Annotated in this window: 13 protein-coding genes; 2 read left to right on the top strand and 11 right to left on the bottom strand. The window is 72.0% G+C overall.

Annotated features, from left to right (window positions below):
- Position 1: 1 nt before the first annotated feature.
- The 8 genes from QE374_RS05970 to QE374_RS06005 all read right to left on the bottom strand — a co-directional run bounded on the left by QE374_RS05970 (position 2) and on the right by QE374_RS06005 (position 8,285).
- Positions 2–1,300: an amidohydrolase family protein gene (locus QE374_RS05970; RefSeq protein WP_309733030.1), complete on the bottom strand. Its 1,299-nt coding sequence runs from the start codon at positions 1,298–1,300 to the stop codon at positions 2–4.
- Positions 1,297–1,779: a phosphoribosyltransferase family protein gene (locus QE374_RS05975; protein ID WP_309733033.1), complete on the bottom strand. Its 483-nt coding sequence runs from the start codon at positions 1,777–1,779 to the stop codon at positions 1,297–1,299. Before QE374_RS05975 ends, QE374_RS05970 begins: the two co-directional genes overlap by 4 nt.
- A gap of 453 nt (positions 1,780–2,232) precedes the next feature.
- The gene (locus QE374_RS05980) at positions 2,233–3,516 is read right to left on the bottom strand and encodes an ABC transporter permease (RefSeq protein WP_309733035.1); all 1,284 of its coding nucleotides are present in this window, start codon (positions 3,514–3,516) and stop codon (positions 2,233–2,235) included.
- Entirely contained in the window at positions 3,513–4,238 is a 726-nt protein-coding gene (locus tag QE374_RS05985; protein ID WP_309733037.1) for an ABC transporter ATP-binding protein, read from the bottom strand. Before QE374_RS05985 ends, QE374_RS05980 begins: the two co-directional genes overlap by 4 nt.
- Entirely contained in the window at positions 4,235–5,863 is a 1,629-nt protein-coding gene (locus QE374_RS05990) for a hypothetical protein (RefSeq protein WP_309733039.1), read from the bottom strand. The genes QE374_RS05985 and QE374_RS05990 overlap by 4 nt, the downstream gene beginning before the upstream one ends.
- A 5-nt stretch (positions 5,864–5,868) precedes the next feature.
- Entirely contained in the window at positions 5,869–6,840 is a 972-nt protein-coding gene (locus QE374_RS05995) for a hypothetical protein (protein ID WP_309733041.1), read from the bottom strand.
- Between the two features lie 129 nt (positions 6,841–6,969).
- On the bottom strand, positions 6,970–8,154 hold the full coding sequence (locus tag QE374_RS06000; protein ID WP_309733043.1) for a hypothetical protein: 1,185 nt from the start codon (positions 8,152–8,154) through the stop codon (positions 6,970–6,972).
- Positions 8,151–8,285, bottom strand: a complete 135-nt coding sequence (locus tag QE374_RS06005; RefSeq protein WP_309733044.1) for a hypothetical protein — start codon at positions 8,283–8,285, stop codon at positions 8,151–8,153. Before QE374_RS06005 ends, QE374_RS06000 begins: the two co-directional genes overlap by 4 nt.
- A gap of 200 nt (positions 8,286–8,485) precedes the next feature.
- Between QE374_RS06005 and QE374_RS06010 the strand changes: the two genes are divergently transcribed.
- Complete coding sequence (locus tag QE374_RS06010; RefSeq protein WP_309733046.1) at positions 8,486–9,943, top strand: polysaccharide biosynthesis tyrosine autokinase; 1,458 nt, start codon at positions 8,486–8,488, stop codon at positions 9,941–9,943.
- A 19-nt stretch (positions 9,944–9,962) separates the two neighbouring features.
- Entirely contained in the window at positions 9,963–10,853 is an 891-nt protein-coding gene (locus QE374_RS06015) for a hypothetical protein (protein ID WP_309733049.1), read from the top strand.
- Between the two features lie 696 nt (positions 10,854–11,549).
- Here the strand turns inward: QE374_RS06015 and QE374_RS06020 are convergent.
- From QE374_RS06020 to QE374_RS06030, 3 genes are all read right to left on the bottom strand, one after another.
- Positions 11,550–14,108: a putative Ig domain-containing protein gene (locus tag QE374_RS06020; protein ID WP_309733051.1), complete on the bottom strand. Its 2,559-nt coding sequence runs from the start codon at positions 14,106–14,108 to the stop codon at positions 11,550–11,552.
- 460 nt (positions 14,109–14,568) lie between these two features.
- Complete coding sequence (locus QE374_RS06025) at positions 14,569–15,390, bottom strand: siderophore-interacting protein (RefSeq protein WP_309733053.1); 822 nt, start codon at positions 15,388–15,390, stop codon at positions 14,569–14,571.
- Positions 15,390–16,121: an ABC transporter ATP-binding protein gene (locus QE374_RS06030; protein ID WP_309733055.1), complete on the bottom strand. Its 732-nt coding sequence runs from the start codon at positions 16,119–16,121 to the stop codon at positions 15,390–15,392. Before QE374_RS06030 ends, QE374_RS06025 begins: the two co-directional genes overlap by 1 nt.
- Positions 16,122–16,156: the final 35 nt, after the last annotated feature.

Genomic DNA, 16,156 nt, shown 5'->3' on the forward strand with positions numbered 1-16,156 from the left:
GTCACCGCGCGAAGACCGCCTCGCCGTCCACGAGGACGAGCTGCACGTCCTCCGCGCGAGAGCCCAGGACGATCCGCGCCTCCGGCGACATCGGCGGGCCGTCGGATGCGGCGCGAACGACCAGGTCGGCACGCTTGCCCGGCTCGAGAGAACCGATGAGCTCCGCCATGCCCAGGACCCGGGCCGCATCGATCGTCGCGTGAGCCAGCAGCTCGGACGCGGTCACCCGCCGATCCCCCGTTCCGGCCGCGCGGTCGAAGGCGAGCGCGTGTCTCATCTCGGCGACCATGTCCGCGGGCGTGTTGAGGCTGCGATTGTCGAGGCCGAGACCCACCACGATGCCGGCCTCCCGCAGCTCCCCCAGCGCACTGCGGTCGGCACCGGAGTACATGGAGGACGCCGCGCAGTGCACGCCGCCGCATCCGTGTGATGCCAGACGCTCCCTGTCGCCCGCGTCGGTCGCACTCAGGTGGGCTCCGACCAGGCGCGGACCCAGCACTCCCAGCCGCTGGAGGCGGTCGACCGCCCGCTCGGGCCTTCCCTCGGGGTCGAGGATGCCGGCGGCTCCCGCGTCCGACGCGCACAAGTGTGTCGTCATGCCCGGCGCCCCGAGAGCGCCCAGCCCCACCAGCAGCGCGTCGGAGGCCATCTCGGGCAGTTCCGTGCAGGCGAACACCGACACTCGCCCCGCCGCCGCGTCCAGCGTCGCGGCGGCGAAGCGCAGCGCCGTCCGCGTCGGGGCGATCAGTGCGTCGCGTCGGAAGCCGCCCGCACGTTCCGCTGCATCGAGCCACGAGCTCCACGAGGCGGGCAGGCGATCGGAGACCATCGGCGCCAGGATCCAGCGCACCCCGGACGCCCGCGCGGCCGTCGCGCTCGCGGCGAAGGCCGCGTCCGCGCGACGCGTGCCGACGTCGCCGACTCCCCAGCAGTCGAGCACCGTGGTGATGCCGGCACGCGCCGCATCCGTCGCGAGGCTGCGCACCGCATGCGCCGCATCCGCTGGAGTGAGGGCGAGGACGGTGCGGTAGTACGTGCCGAACAGCCAGTCGAAGAACGGCACCGACGCGTCCAGCGAGCCGGCCGCGGCCGCATCCATGGAGTGGGTGTGCGCGCTGACGAATCCCGGGTGGACGATGCCGCCACGTGCGTCGATCCGCTCGCTCGCCGCCGGCGCGGGCCCCTCGCCCACCGCGTCGACGATGCCGTCACGGATCGCGATCCACCCCCGGACGACGCGCCGGGAATCATCCATCGTGACGACGTGAGCGTCGTCGATGACGACGTCGACGACGCTCACGCGCGCGGGAACACCGGGATGCGGCCGAGAACCGCGATGCGCTCGACGTACGGTTCGAGTGCCGCGGGCCAGCCCTCGCCCTCGGCCAGCAGCGCGCCGATCCCGACGATCTCGGCACCGGCCCTCTCGAGCAGGCGCAGTGCGGCGCCCGACGACGAGCCGCTGGAGATCACGTCGTCGACGAACAGCACCCGCTTGCCCGCGACCGCGGACAGGCGCGCCCGATCCAGCAGCAGGGCGGCGCCCGTCGTGCTGGTGATGGCGTGCACGGGCTCTTCCAGCGCGTCGCCGAGGTGCACCTTGCGGGTCTTCTGCAGGATCACGTAGTCGTCGAGACCGAGCGCGCGAGTCACCTCGATCGCGACGGGGATCCCGAGGGTAGCGGGGGCGACGACGACCTCGACGCCGGCATCCGCGAAACGCTCGGCCAGCTCGCGCCCGGCGGTCTCGGCGAAGCGCACCCCGTGATCGATCACCATCATCAAGGCGATGGACAGGTCGTCGGAGACGGGGATGATCGGCAGCGTGATCTGCTGGCTGCCGACCTGGGCGAGATAGGTGTTCTGCGGGCATGTCCGGAGGCTACGCCGTGCGTGTGTCGCCCCGGTTTCGCGCCCGCCCCTGCCCGAACTCCTGCAAAACCGCCACCCTCAGCCGCATCCGCCCCCGAATCACCCCATCTGCAGGAGTTCGGGCACGCCCGGCGCCCACTCGGGGGACGGATGCCGCACGCCACCCCGGCCGGCCCCCCCGGCCGCGCGCCGCCGTCTACCGCCCACCCTCGGCAGCGCGAACTCCTGCAAAACCGCCACCCGCAGCCGCATCCGCCCCCGAATCACCCGATCTGCAGGAGTTCGGGCACGCCCGACGCCGCACCATGCCGACCAGGGCAGCCGCAGCGCTGACCGCGCGCCTCAGCGCGGCCGCGCGGCTCACCCGCGGAGGGCCGCGATGGGTTCGATGCGAGCGGCACGGCGCGCAGGCAGCCAGCCTGCGGCGAGCCCCACGACGGCGCCGAGGAAGGCTCCTCCGACGGCGACCAGGGGGTTGATCACCGGGCTCCACCCCGCGATCACCGACACCAGGACGACCGAGAGCACGGCCACCGCCGAGCCCATGATCCCGCCGAGCATCCCGATGATCGCGGACTCCGCGATGAACTGCCCCGCGATCTGCCGCGGGGTCGCGCCCAGCGCGCGACGCAGCCCGATCTCGGGCGTGCGTTCCATGACCGAGAGCAGGGTGACGTTGGCGATGCCGAGTCCGCCCGCCAGCAGCACGATGACCCCGAGCGCGATGAAGACGACGTTCACGTCGGCCTGCACGTTCTGGCTCAGATCGCTGCGCCCGCTGGGGGCGGCCACCTTGATCTGGTCGGGGGCGTCGGGGGCCAGGGCGAGGGGGGCCTGATCACCGATCTGCGGCCCCGCACCGACGTCGACGCGCGCCTGGATGCTGCCGGGAGCGGCCAGCGAGAAGTCGGCGCGCGCGGTGCCGACCGGGATGATGACCGCATCCTGCAGGTCGGCGCGCCGCTCGAAGGAGTCGACGATGCCGATGACGGCGTACGCGAGTCCGTCGATGAAGATCGAGGGCTGACTGTCGACGCGATTGATGGCGAGCCGATCCGCCTCGCGGGCTCCGAGCACCGCGACCCGGTCGCCGCGCGCATCGTGCCCCGCGTCGAACATGCGCCCCTCGGCGACCCGTCCGCCCAGCGCGTCGAGCAGGCCCGAGGATGAGGCGACGACCGGAGCGGGAGCTGCGGATGCGGCCGACGGGTCGTACACGGGTACCGCGGTGATCGCGGAGCCTGCGGGCAGCGTCACCTCGGCGAGCGTCGCCGCCGCGACCACGCCCGCGAGCCGCTCGACGCGCTCGGCGCCGTCCCAGGGCAGACGCGCCGTGGCGACGGAGGCGCCGGACTGCGTGCGCGCTTCCGCGGGCGTGATCTCCACACGCGTGGCCGCCGCCTGATCGAACTGGCGGGCGATCTGACCGGCTGCCGTCTGCGCGAACCCGAGGGTCGCGACGAGGGCGCCGATGCCGAGCACGGTGCCGGCGATGGTCATGATGAGCCGCGCGGGCCGCGAACCGATGTCGGCCGTCGCCTCGGCGACGAGGTCCTGCGACGTGAACCGGTCGGCACGGGGCGTGGGCGGCACCAGCGCGCCGAGGTCGACGTGCTCGCGGGCGGCGGCGCGGCGGCGTCTCATGCCACCTCGCTCAAGCGGCCGTCGGCGATCCGCACGCGGCGGCTCGCCCGCGCCGCGACGGCGTCGTCGTGCGTGATCACGATGAGGGTGAGCCCGTCGGCGCGCAGTTCGTCGAAGAGGTCCATGACCTCGTCGGAGGTGCGACGGTCGAGGTTTCCCGTGGGCTCGTCGGCGAGCAGCAGGCTCGGACGGCTGACGACCGCGCGCGCCACGGCGACGCGCTGGCGTTCACCGCCGGAGAGCAGTCCCGGCAGGAAGCCGGTCCGCCCGCCCAGCCCGACGCGTTCGAGCGCCGCACGGGCACGGTCCTCCCGTTCGCCGCGCGGCACGCCGCTGTAGAGCATCGGCATCAGCACGTTGTCGAGCACCGTGCGCCGCGACATGAGGTGGAAGGCCTGGAACACGAACCCGATCCGGCGCGCCCTGACGGCGGCTCTGCTGTCCTCGTCGAGGGATGAGGTGAGCACCCCGTCCAGGTGGTACTCCCCGACGCTCGGTCGGTCGAGCAATCCCAGGATGCTCAGCATCGTGGACTTGCCGGAGCCGCTGGGACCGACGATCGAGACGTAGTCACCCCGCTCGACCGTGAGGTTGATCCCCTTGAGCGCCTGCACCTCGGGAGGCCCGGGGAAGGACCGGGTGACGTCGCGCAGCTGCACGAGGGGCGCCGCCGTGCCCGAGTCGGTCCCGGCCGCATCCGTCACGGCCGCGGTCTGCGTCATCGTCCGACCACGACCAGGTCGCCCTCGTCGACCGCGCCTTCGAGCGGGGTGATCTCCACCGCACCGCTGGCGGCCAGGCCCGTCTTCACCGTGACCAGGCGGGTCTTCGCGTCGGGATCGCGGGGGTCGCCTTCGACGACCTCGACCCGCGCCTCGCCGCCGGGCCCCGCCGTCAGGGCGGCGACGGGGACCGAGAGGACCTCGCCCTCGGTCGCTCCCACGGGGATGGCGACGCGCACGTTGGAGCCCTGCATCTGCTGGATCTGCTCGGGCGTCAGCGGGTCGGGCTCCAGCTCGATCGACCAGCGCCCGGTCGAGTCCTTGCTCGTGCTGGGAGCGAGAGCGGTGATGACGGCGCGGTGAGGCGTTCCGTCGGGCAGATCGAAGCTCGCCTCGCCTCCCACCTGCAGCAGGGCCGCATCCGCTTCGCCCGCCGATCCGGTCAGGCGCACGGTGGCGCCGGAGACCGTCATCGCAGCGCCCTGCAGAACCGCTCCGCGTGCGACGTTGACGGCGTCGACACGACGCGGCAGGCCCGTCAGGTACAGCACCTCGGAGGACGGCAGGAACGCCATGGACCCCTCGCGGGCGCGCTGCAGATCCTGCTGCGCCTGCTGCACCTGCGCGTTCGCGGCGTCGACGGCCGCGCGCTGCGCGGAAGTGTCGGCGGGCGCGTCCAGCTGCTGACGCTCGAGCTGGCGCAGCGCGAGCGTGTCCTGCAGATCAGCGATCTCGGATGCGGGTCGGTTCGCCGCGATCGCGTCGTCCACGGCACGCTGGGCGGCCGCGACCGCGTTGTCGGCGCTCTTGACGGTGACGACGTCGGCTCCCGATCGCGCCTTGTCCAGGTCGGACCGTGCCGCGGCGACGGCCTGCTGGGCCGAGCGCACGCCCGCCTCGGCGGCGCTCACGGCCTGGGCGGCACCCTCATCTCCGGAGGGGGCGGGGTAGCCGACGGCCGCGTAGAGCGCCGTGATGCCCGCAGCCGTCTGGGCGTCGAACACGTTCGATGCGGGCTCTCCCCCGTCGATGCCGACGCTGCGCAGCGCGTTCTTGAGCTGCACGACATCGGGCCCCGAGACGCCGAAGCGCAGGCTCCGGTAGGCGGGCAGGTCGCCGGGCAGCACGATCACGGGGCGTCCGGCGACTTCCAGAGCGATCGACAACGAGTTCAGCTCGGCGCCCACCTCGGGCACCTGGCCGGTGACGACGGCAGGCCCCGACAGGGTGGCCGTGTCGATGGTCACCTCCACCGCATCCGCGTAGCCGACGTCGGCGCGGATCGTGACGTCGTTGCTGAGCTCGCCGAACTCCACCGGGACCGTGATGAGTCCGGGCTCCGGAGCGTCCGCGCGGGATGCGGCCTCCACCGGTGAGACGACGAACGTCCCCACGAGCAGTCCGATCACGAGGCTCGCCACCGCGATCGCGGAGGTGATCCACAGCGGGCGGTTGCCGCGGAACACGCGTCCCCACCCGCGCAGGGCGGCGAAGCGCCCGCCGGGAGAAGCCGCATCCTCCGTGTCGGTCACGCGCGCAGCCGCATCCTCGCCGAGCAGCTCGCGTGTGAGCGCGGAATCGTCCGAGGCGTCGTCCGGGGCGGGATCGAGGTCCGTTCGTGCCACCTCGGTCAGCTCGCCTGCTCGGAGGCCGCCTTGAGGGCGTCGAGGTCAGCCTTGTTGTCGGCGATGAACTGCTCCTCGAGCGCGAACTGCACCTTCTCGTACGCGTCGCGGTAGTTCGTCTTCTCACGGCAATCGAGGTCGGCGATCGCCAGCGCGATCTCCTCTTCGCCCAGCTCCTTGAGCTTCGGGTCGTCCTCGACGAACGCGGTCTGCCCGCTGTAGTACTCGTTCAGCTTGTCGGAGATGCTCGTCTGCGCATCGCCCTGCTTGGCGAAGCCGGAGTGGCCGGCGTCGGCCATGCACGAGGCCCAGTCCGCGTCGATCTTCGCGAAGCCCGGGTCGTCGGCCATCTTCGTGTAGAAGTCGTTGATGGCGTCGTTGATGCCCTGGAACTCCTCGTCCATCATCGGGTTGGCGCCGGACTCGTGCTGCGCCCAGCCCTGGCAGCCGGCCTTCGTCCAGTCGTACTCGTAGGAGCCGTCCTCGTTCAGCTCCTCCTCGGTGGGAGACGGACCGTACAGCGCCTCGTAGAACGCGGCCTGCTCCGACTCCGACAGGCTCGAGACGTAGTCCTGGTTCGGGTCGACGTACTGCTCCTGGTCCGTGGGCGTCTCGTCGCGGCCGGGGTAGTTGATCATGCCGTAGCCGTACTGGGTCACCCAGTCGCGGTCGTCCGGCTTCCACTCGACGTCGCTGCTGCTGCTGAAGGACACCGACTGGATGTTGGGCGTGTAGTCGAAGCCTTCCTCCGACATGCACTTCGCCACGAGCTCCTCGGACTTCTTCTGCTGCTCGGTGAAGCGCGCCTCCTGCTCTTCGGGAGACAGGTCACCGCCCCAGATCGAGGACAGGTAGGCCGACAGCGGCGACTCGGGGCGGTCATCACCCTTGTTGCCGTCGTCGGGTGAGCAGGCGGCCAGAGCGAGCGCCGCGACGACGGTGAGCGGCGCGATGGCGAGCAGGCGTGAACGTACCATGATTCCCCCATAGGATCACCGGCGCCGATGCGACGACGCACATGCTCAGCTTAGGGATCGCATGACGTCTTCCCATCTGGGAAGACGCCGCGCATCCTTCCCGGCGCATCGGATAGGGTGTCGCGCCGCTCAGATCAGGGGCAGTCGCGCACGCAGGACGGCGCCACCCGTCGCACCGGCGGCGAGTTCGAGCGTGCCCCCGACGACGTCGAGCTGCTGGCGCAGGCGAGCGAGTCCCGACATCCGGGCGTCCACGGCGGGCGAGGCGCCGTCGCTGACCACCTCGAGCAGCAGGACGCCACGCGTCACGCGTGCGGCGAGACGGATGCGGCGCGCACCGCCGTGGCGCAGCGCATTCGTCTGCCCCTCCTCCAGCACCCGCACCACGACGATCCGCATCCGCTTGTCGATGCGCGCACCCAGCACGGCGAGCAGCGGCGACGCGTCGTCGACGATCTCGACGTGCGCAGGGGTACGCGCCGCCAGCGCACGCACCGCGGGCGCAAGGCCCCGGTCGAGATCGACGGGGTACAGCCGCTCGCTCAGGGCGCGCAGCTCGTGCTCGCGCAGGCGGGCGAGCGTGTCGGCCACCTTGATGACGCGCTCGGGCATCGGCGTCGCCGCGGCGATGTCGCGCAGCTCCGCCTCCAGCACGACGAACGTCCCCTGCACCGAGCCGTGGATCGTGGCGGCCACGTCCTTGCGCACCCGCATTTCCTCGGCGCGCACATCGTCCATGAGGGTCAGCGCCCGCTCCTGCGCCTCGATGCGGGTCAGATCCGCCTCGCGCGCGCGACGCCACACGTCCGCGAACTGGAGTCCGCTGCCGAGCGCGAGCAGAGCCAGCAGGAAGGTCATCGCCGTCTCGAGGCCGACCACGCGCACGGCGCCCGCCGACGCCGCATCCACGACACCGCTGAGCACCTGCAGAAGGGAACGGGTGAGGGCGGCGGCGACGCCGAGCGAGAGCACGATGACGCACCGGGCGCGCGTGCCGCGCCGCTCGGGATGCAGCAGGAAGGCTCCGCCGACCACGATCGCCGCGGCGGAGAAGTTGTAGGCACAGCGCAGCACGATCTCGGAGAGCGGATCGGGGGCGAGCTGGCGCATCTCGTCGGAGACCACTCCGAGCACGAGCACGGCCTGCACGCTGGCCAGCACCGCCCCCAGTCCCGACACCAGCGCGGTCGCGCCGACCATGATGCGCGAGAGTGCACGCTCCTCGGATGCGGCCGCCCGCGCCACCGGAGAGACGGTGGCCGATCCGGCGCGGCGGGCACGGCGGATCGAGCGGGCGGAGAGGGGCGAGCTCACTCTCGTTCGCGACGCCCACGCACGACGATGGTCACCAGGGTGGCGAATCCCACCAGGCCCAACGCCCCCCACACCCACGGCAGACCCTGTGTCGCCGCAGCCGCCCACGCGGCAGCGTTCGCGAGAGACATCGCACGCCCTTCCCAGACCGGACTCCCCCAGGAGACCGCCGTGACGAACCTAGTGCGGACGCGGTCGCCACGACAGCGCGGCTGAGTAGTTTCCCCCGGCGCGACCGTCGGCCCGGATGTCCGATGAGCGTTATCGTTCACCGGCCCGAAATAAGGGCTGTGGCAGGATGGTGCGCGATACTCCCGATCTGAGAGGCACCATGGAACTCAGCGACTACATCCGGGTTCTGCGGAAGAACTGGCTGATCATCGTCGTCGCAACTCTCGTCGGGCTGGGGGCGGCCGCCGGATACTCGCTGACCCGCACGCCCCTCTATGAGTCGCAGGCCTCGGTGGTCGTCTCGACCCAGTCCAGCGGCAGCGTGCAGGAGATCTCCCAGGGCTCGACCTTCACCCAGCAGCGCGTGGCGACCTACGTCAACGTCGCCACGAAGCAGCTGGTGCTCGATCCCGTGATCCGCGATCTCGGCCTCGACATGAGCGCCGGCGCCCTGGCCAAGAACGTCAGCGTCAGCAGCGTGCTGAACACCACCTTCATCACGATCGCCGTGACCGACGCCGACCCGGTCAAAGCCGCCGACATCGCCAACGCCGTCGCAGCCCAGCTTCCGCTCGCGGTCCAGGAGATCGAGCCGTCCACGGGCGGCGAGAGCCCGGTTCGTCTCACGACGGCGAGCACGGCGGTGCCCACGAACGTTCCGGTCAGCCCGAACGTCCCCCTCAACCTCGCGCTCGGTGCGCTCATCGGCCTCGCCGTCGGCATCGGCATCGCGGTGCTGAGGACGGTGCTCGACACCCGCATCCGCACCATCCGCGATGTCAACCAGATCACCGACCGCCCGATCCTCGGCGCGATCCCCTTCGACGCGAAGGCGGCGGAGCGTCCGATCATCATCCAGGCCGACCCGTACAACACGCGGTCGGAGTCGTTCCGGGCCCTGCGTACCAACCTGCAGTTCATCGAGATGGACGGCGGTCACTCCTTCGTGATCACCTCCTCCATCCCGAGCGAGGGCAAGTCCACCACGACCGTGAACCTGGCGATCGCCCTCGCGGATGCGGGAAAGCGCGTCGCTCTCATCGACACCGACCTGCGCAAGCCCAAGGTCGCCGAGTACCTCGGCATCGAGGGCGGAGCGGGGCTGACGGATGTGCTCATCGGTCGTGCGAAGGTCGGCGACGTGATGCTGCCCTGGGGCAAGCGCCCGCTGTTCGTGCTGCCGGCGGGCAAGGTGCCGCCGAACCCGAGCGAGCTGCTCGGGTCGCGTCAGATGGCGCAGCTGCTCGAGGCGATCAGCCGTGACTTCGACGTGGTGCTTCTGGATGCTCCCCCGCTGCTTCCGGTGACGGATGCGGCGATCCTGTCGCGCGAGACGACGGCGGCGATCCTCGTCGTCGCGGCGGGTCGCACGACGACCGGTCAGCTCACCGCGGCGCTCACGGCTCTCGAGACGGTCGACGCGAAGGTCGGCGGCATCGTCATGAGCATGGTCCCCACCCGCGGACCGGATGCGTACGGATACGGCTACGGATACGGATACGGCGGCTACGGGACATATGGCACGCCTCCGGAGCCGGCACCGGCGAAGGCGAAGAACTCACGCAAGCGGGCGCCGGAGGACGACGCCGGCCTCGACGAGCTCGTGAAGGGCTCCTGAGCAGAGAGGCGTTCGTGCGATGTCCTCACGTCGTCGCCCGATTCATCGCTCCACCCCCGTCAGCCGCGCGCTGACGGGGGCTCTCGTTTCTGTCCTGGCGGTCGCCGCGATCGCACTCGCGGTGTTCGCGCTGACGCCGCGCACCCCGCCCGACACGGGGCCGCTCCGCACGACCGCGCCGTCCATCGCACCGCCCGCCTCGTCGTCCCCCTCACCGTCCCCGACCGCATCCTCCTCGTCCCCGCCGATCGCGCCGGTCGCGGCACCCGGCGCCCAGGAGCGGTTCCTCGCCGTGGGTGCCCAGGCGATGTGGCGGGCGTCCGCCGGCGACTGCGGGACGGTTGCACCCCTGCTGGAGCGATCCACCGACGGCGGTCAGACCTGGAGCGACGTCACGCCGCGCTATCTCGGCATCGGCGAGATCCTGCACGTGGAATCGTTCGTCGGGACGGAGGCGCGCATCGTCGCACGCGTGGGCGACACCTGTGAGACGCAGGGACTGCGCACCTTCACGCAGGGGCGATTCTGGGAGCAGGATGCGGCGACCCTCGCCGCGGCGACCTATGTCGACCCGGCGGCCGCCAGCGTGATCGTGACCCCGTCGGGCCGCATCGAGGCGCCCTGCCCCGCCCCCTGGGGTGCGCAGGGGGACGACGGCGCGCTCACGATCGTGTGCGACGGCGTCGCGCAGCACTGGGACGGCGGCAGCTGGCAGGTCGTGGCAGACCGCGCGGTCGCCGCCGTCTGGACGACCGACGGTGCGCGCACCGCGCGCACGGACGCCTCCTGCGCCGGCCTCCTCGTGGGCGACACCTGCCTCGCGGACGCCCCCGCCGGCCCCGCCGCCCTCGCCACGTCCGCCGACACCCTGTGGCTCTGGGCCGGCGACACCGTCCGCGCGCTGCCCTGACCCGCGGGCGGCCGGGGCCTCAGGTGGGGGCATTGCGCTGGCGGCTTCGGTCGAGCCGCGCCCGAACTCCTGCATATCGAGCCCCCACGCTCCCCGACGGCCCCGCCCGCGCCAGATCTGCAGGAGTTCGGACGCGCCGATGGTTCGGGGACGCCGGTGGGGCTTCGTGTGCGCCGATGGGGCTTCGGGTGGCACCCTAGGCGGCGTTGCGCCGTCGGCTGCGGTCGAGCTGCGCCCGAACTCCTGCATATCGAGCCCGCACACTCCCCGACGGCCCCGCCCGCGCCGGATCTGCAGGAGTTCGGGCGCGCCGGCACCCCTGCCCGCGCCGCATCCGCCCCGGCACCCCTGCCCGCGCGGCATCCGCGCCGGCACCCCTGCCCGCGCGGCACGCTCCCCCGGCACCCGTGCCCGCGCGGCACGCTCCCCCGGCACCCGTGCCCGCGCGGCACGCTCCCCCGGTGTACGGCACCCGCACGCGTTCGGGCCGGCGCGCATGTGCCACAGGTCTGCGCACCCGCCATAGACATGGACCGGCGCGGATGCGCAGACCTGTGGCATCTGCGCACATGCGACGCAACTCGGGCACGCCGACGCAGGCACCACGAGACGGGCACCACGAGACGGGCGCCACGAGACGGGTACGACGAAGCGGGGTGGGCCCCGAAGGACCCGCCCCGCTTCGTCGTGCTCGGTTCAGGCGCGGCGTCGCATCCGCGACATCAGCAGCACCAGAGCCCCCACAGCCAGCAGGCCCGCCGCCATCCCGGCCCAGGGCAGCGGGTTCACACCCGTCGCGGGCAGTGACGCGGCCACCGGCACACCCGGCGCACCGGGCGCAGCCACGACGAGCGCGGACGTCGCGACGGCGGTGGACCCGCCCGCGCCGAAGCCGATGGCCACCAGGGTGTGCTCACCGGGAGCGAGGTCCGTGGGGACCGTGACCTCGAACGACGCGGCACCGTCGGCATCCGTCACCGCCGCACCCAGCAGGGTGGGCGTGGAGTACGCGAACGCCTGCACGTTCGAGCCCGCGAGGAAGCCGGAAGCCTCGACCGTGACCTTCTGCCCCGGGGTGACCGAGCTGACTGCACTGCCCGACGCGTCCACGAAGCGCACGCTCGCGCCTTCGGTCGCGGCCGGCACCGTCTCGGGCGCGGCGTGGGAGAGCACGGATGCGGATGCGGACACCGCCGGCTCGGCCGATCCGACCGACGTGGACGCCACGACCGAGAAGGTCATCGCTCCGGCCGGAAGACCCGTGATCACGCACGAGGTCTCGGTGGTGGTGCAGCTCTGGCCGCTCGGCACAGCGGTGACGGTGTAGCTGACGGGTCCCGCACCGCCGTCGTCTTCGGATGCGGGCCACGAGACGAACGCCTGGAAGGCGCCGGGCACCACGTTGACGGTCTCGGGGGCCGCGGGCGCGACGGCGTCGATCAGGATCTTGACCGTGGCCGTCGCGACGCCCGCCTCGGCGCCGGTGGCGGTGATGGTGAAGGTCGTCTTGTCGATCGCGTCGCCGGTCGGGGTTCCGCTGATCACACCGGTGCTCGCGTCGAGCGACAGCCCGGCGGGCAGCGTGGGGCTCACGGCGTAGGTGACCGACCCCGAGAAGCCCGTCGCCGTCAGCGGGGACGTCGCCTCGATGGCCTGTCCGTGCACAGCGGCGAGCGGCTGATCGGACGGAGAGAGCCCCGCCACCACGATCCCGAACTGCTGCGACGCCGTGAACGTGCCGTCGCTCGCGGTGAGCCTGAACACGCTGCGCTCGAGCGCCTCGCGCGGGCTTCCGGAGATGACCCCGGTCGCCGCATCCAGCTGTAGACCGCTCGGCAGCGCGGGTTCGACCGAGTAGGTCACGGGGCCGGGGAAGCCGGATGCGGTGGGAGCCGCGGTCGGGTCGATGGCCGTTCCACGCGTCGCCTGGAGGATGGTCGTGGCCAGCGCGAGGGCGGGCTTGATGGCCAGCGAGATCGTCGCGGTCGCCGTGGCGTCGCCATCCGTTCCCGTGATCGTGTACTCCGTCGCCGCCTGCGCCGTCGTCGGCGTGCCGCTCAGCACACCCGTGGAGCCGTTGAAGGTCAGTCCCTGAGGTACGGCCGGGGCGATCGTGTACGTCACCGTGCCGTCGAAGTTCTCCGCCGTCAACGCGGAGGATGCGGGCATCGCCCTGCCGACGGTCGCGTTCAGCGTCTGGGTCGCGGGCGAGATCTCGGGCCGTGCAACGAGCGAGATGACGGACACGGTGCTGGTGTTCTGACTGCCGACATACGCGGTCGTGCTGTCGGGCGACACGGCGAGCTCGTACGGACTCGAGCCGACGGAGACCGTGCCACGCGTGTCGGTGTCGGCGGTGTCGATGACCGTCACGGTGGACGCGCGGGCGCTGGCGACGAGGACGTGCGATCCGTCCGGCGTCACGGCGACGCCGTAGGGCAGACTCCCCACGGTGAGGTCCGTGATCTTGGTCAACGCGACGGTGTCGATGACGCTCACGGTGTCGGTGCCGCCATTGGTGACGTAGGCGCGGGTGTTGTCGGGCGAGATGGCCACGCGGCGGGGGCCGTCGCCGACGGGGATCCGCGCGATCTGCTGCTGCGAGGCGAGGTCGACGACGGCGAGGTCCTCGGACTCGTAGTTCACCACGTAGAGACGCTTGCCGTCGGGTGAGACGGTGACGCCCCAGGGCAGAGAGCCGGTGAGCGTCGGAACCGTGCCGATCTGCGCGTTCGTCGCGGTGTCGATGACCGAGACCGAGCCGCCGTTGGCCGTGTAGACACGCGAACCGTCGGGCGAGATGGCGATGCCGCGGGGGCTGTAGCCCGTGTACCCGGTGACATTGCCGATCAGCGTGTTGTCGACGAGGTCGAAGACCTTGATGGCGCCGCCGCTCCAGTCGGCGGTGTAGGCGCGCGTGCGGTCGGGGGTGACGACGATGCCCATCATCGCTGCGCCACCGGCGATGGTGGTCTGCAGCTTCTGCTCGGCGGTGTCGATGATCGACACGCCCTGAGAGCCGTAGCTCGCGGTGTAGACACGGGACCCGTCAGCCGAGATGGTGAGCGCGGTCGGCGTCGATCCGACGCCGATGCTCGCGATCACCTCGGGGGCGAGTCCGGCGGCATAGGCCGGCGTCGCCGCGAGTGCGGCGGATGCGGCCAGAGCCGCCGTCGTGACGCCGGCCGCGACGCGCCGCCATGCGGACCGTCGAGGGGCGCGCACGAGCACGCCGGACAGGGGTGTATCAGTCAATTGGAGCCTCCCGATCCCGGGCGCGCGTATAGAGAGAGGAGTGCGCGCGGGGTGTCTTCCGACACTACGAGCGAGTCGCTCCGCATCCGTCACCGGCGGCAGGCCACCGCGTAGAACTGCTCAGTCCACCCGCTGTCCACCTGTAGTTCACGTTGCCGAGCCATCCCTGACATCTGCACGACCGACCGGCCGCCGCACGCCTCAGCATCCACAGGCGGTCTCACCCGCACCACCGATCGTGCAGACGTCGTCCGGGCCCGACGGACCCCCGCCCCGGCCCGACGGAACCCCGCCCGGGCTCGACGGCACCCCGCCCGGGCCCGACGAACCCCGTCCGGGCCCGAGAGGCCACACTTTCCCGCATCCGCCACAGTCATTGCCTGGCGCACCTGCGCAAAGGTGTCGCATCTGCGCACATGCGACTCAACTCGAGCACCCGCACGGGCCCCCGAGGCAGCACCTACCCGACGAGCGGGCCGCCGAGCTTCCAGTATCCGAGGAACGAGACGCGCTCCTTCGGCACCCCCCGCTCGGCGGTCAGGTGGCGGCGGATGCGGGTGACAGCCCCCGCCTCGCCCGCCAGCCACACGTAGTCGGCATCCGCCACGCGCGCCTCGCGCACGGCCGCCTCGAGCGCCTCGCCGGCGACGGCCGCGCGCGCCACGAGCCGCACGTTCGCGCCGGCCGGCGCCTCGGGGCTCACGATGTCGTCGCGAACGTCCGCCGCCTCCAACAGCACCTCCGCACGGCCGCCCTCGGGCAGGGTGCGCAGGATGTTGGCGATCGCCGGGAAGGCGGTCTCGTCACCGACGAGCAGCCACCGCGTGCACCCGGGAGGCGCCTGCCAGTGCAGGCCGTAGCCGGTCCAGCCGTTGCGCCGATCGGGTCCGGTGATCCATAGACGCTCCCCCGGCGTCACTTCCGCAGCCCACGCGGATGCAGGACCGGGCGGATCGTGCAGCAGCACATCCACGTCGATCTCACCCTGCTCCGGACGGATCGCCGACGGCGTGTAGGTGCGCAGCACGTTGCGCTCGGTCTCGGGCAGCGCCTTCCATCGGGCGTACCAGTCGGACGGATGCGGTGTCGGCTGCGCCATGAGTCCGAAGTCGGCGAGGCTCCCGTCCGGCAGGGGAAGCACGAGCTTGATCCGCTGATCCAGGCCCCACGGGGCGAAGTCGCGGAGTTCGGGCGCAGCGAGCGTGAGCCGCCGCCATCCCGGCGCGATGGCGCGCGCATCCGCCACGGTCACGACGAAGGCGCTGTACTCCCAGGGCCGCATCACGCACCTCCGAGCGGCACGACGAGGGGTCCGCCGGTCACCGGGTCGGCGATCACCATGTTGGGCAGGCCGAACACCTGCTCCACCCGTTCGCTGGTCACGACGTCGGCGGGGGCCCCCTCGGCGACGATGGCGCCGTCGCGCATCGCCACGATGTGGCTGGCGTAGCGGGCGGCGTGGTTCAGGTCGTGCAGCACGGCGACGATGGTGCGCCCCGTGCGGTTGAGCCTGCCGAACAGCTCCATGAGCTCCACCTGGTGCGCGATGTCGAGGAAGGTGGTGGGCTCGTCGAGCAGAAGCAGGTCGGTCTGCTGAGCGAGCACCATCGCGACCCAGACGCGCTGTCGCTGCCCGCCGGAGAGCTCGTCGACCTGGCGAGACGCGAGCTCGCGGGTGCCCGTCGCGTCGAGCGCGTCGTCGACCGCACGCTCGTCCGCATCCGACCAGCGCCGGATGAGGCCCTGGTGCGGGTAGCGCCCGCGGGCGACGAGATCGGCGACCGTGATCCCCTCCGGGGCGATCGCGGCCTGCGGCAGGAGCCCCAGCCGCCGGGCGACCTCCTTCGCGGGGTAGGCGGAGATCGCCCGCCCGTCGAGCACGACGTTTCCGGACTGCGGCGCGAGCAGGCGCGACAGTCCCCGCAGCAGCGTCGACTTGCCGCACGCGTTGGGGCCGATGATCACGGTGAACGAGCCGTCGGGCACGCTCACCGTGAGATCGGACACCACCATCCGGCGGTCGTACGCGAGGCTCACCCCGTCGGCGA

The organism is Microbacterium sp. SORGH_AS_0428 (assembly GCF_031453615.1).
In the GTDB taxonomy this organism is placed as follows: domain Bacteria; phylum Actinomycetota; class Actinomycetes; order Actinomycetales; family Microbacteriaceae; genus Microbacterium.

Bases quoted from the DNA above. Each gene is read 5' to 3' on its own strand.
- QE374_RS06015 (WP_309733049.1), top strand. From the start codon at position 9,963: ATGTCCTCACGTCGTCGCCCGATTCATCGCTCCACCCCCGTCAGCCGC.
- QE374_RS05995 (WP_309733041.1), bottom strand. From the start codon at position 6,840: ATGGTACGTTCACGCCTGCTCGCCATCGCGCCGCTCACCGTCGTCGCG.
- QE374_RS06025 (WP_309733053.1), bottom strand. From the start codon at position 15,390: ATGCGGCCCTGGGAGTACAGCGCCTTCGTCGTGACCGTGGCGGATGCG.
- QE374_RS05975 (WP_309733033.1), bottom strand. From the start codon at position 1,779: ATGGTGATCGATCACGGGGTGCGCTTCGCCGAGACCGCCGGGCGCGAG.
- QE374_RS05985 (WP_309733037.1), bottom strand. From the start codon at position 4,238: ATGACGCAGACCGCGGCCGTGACGGATGCGGCCGGGACCGACTCGGGC.
- QE374_RS06030 (WP_309733055.1), bottom strand. From the start codon at position 16,121: ATGGTGGTGTCCGATCTCACGGTGAGCGTGCCCGACGGCTCGTTCACC.
- QE374_RS06005 (WP_309733044.1), bottom strand. From the start codon at position 8,285: ATGTCTCTCGCGAACGCTGCCGCGTGGGCGGCTGCGGCGACACAGGGT.
- QE374_RS05980 (WP_309733035.1), bottom strand. From the start codon at position 3,516: ATGAGACGCCGCCGCGCCGCCGCCCGCGAGCACGTCGACCTCGGCGCG.
- QE374_RS06010 (WP_309733046.1), top strand. From the start codon at position 8,486: ATGGAACTCAGCGACTACATCCGGGTTCTGCGGAAGAACTGGCTGATC.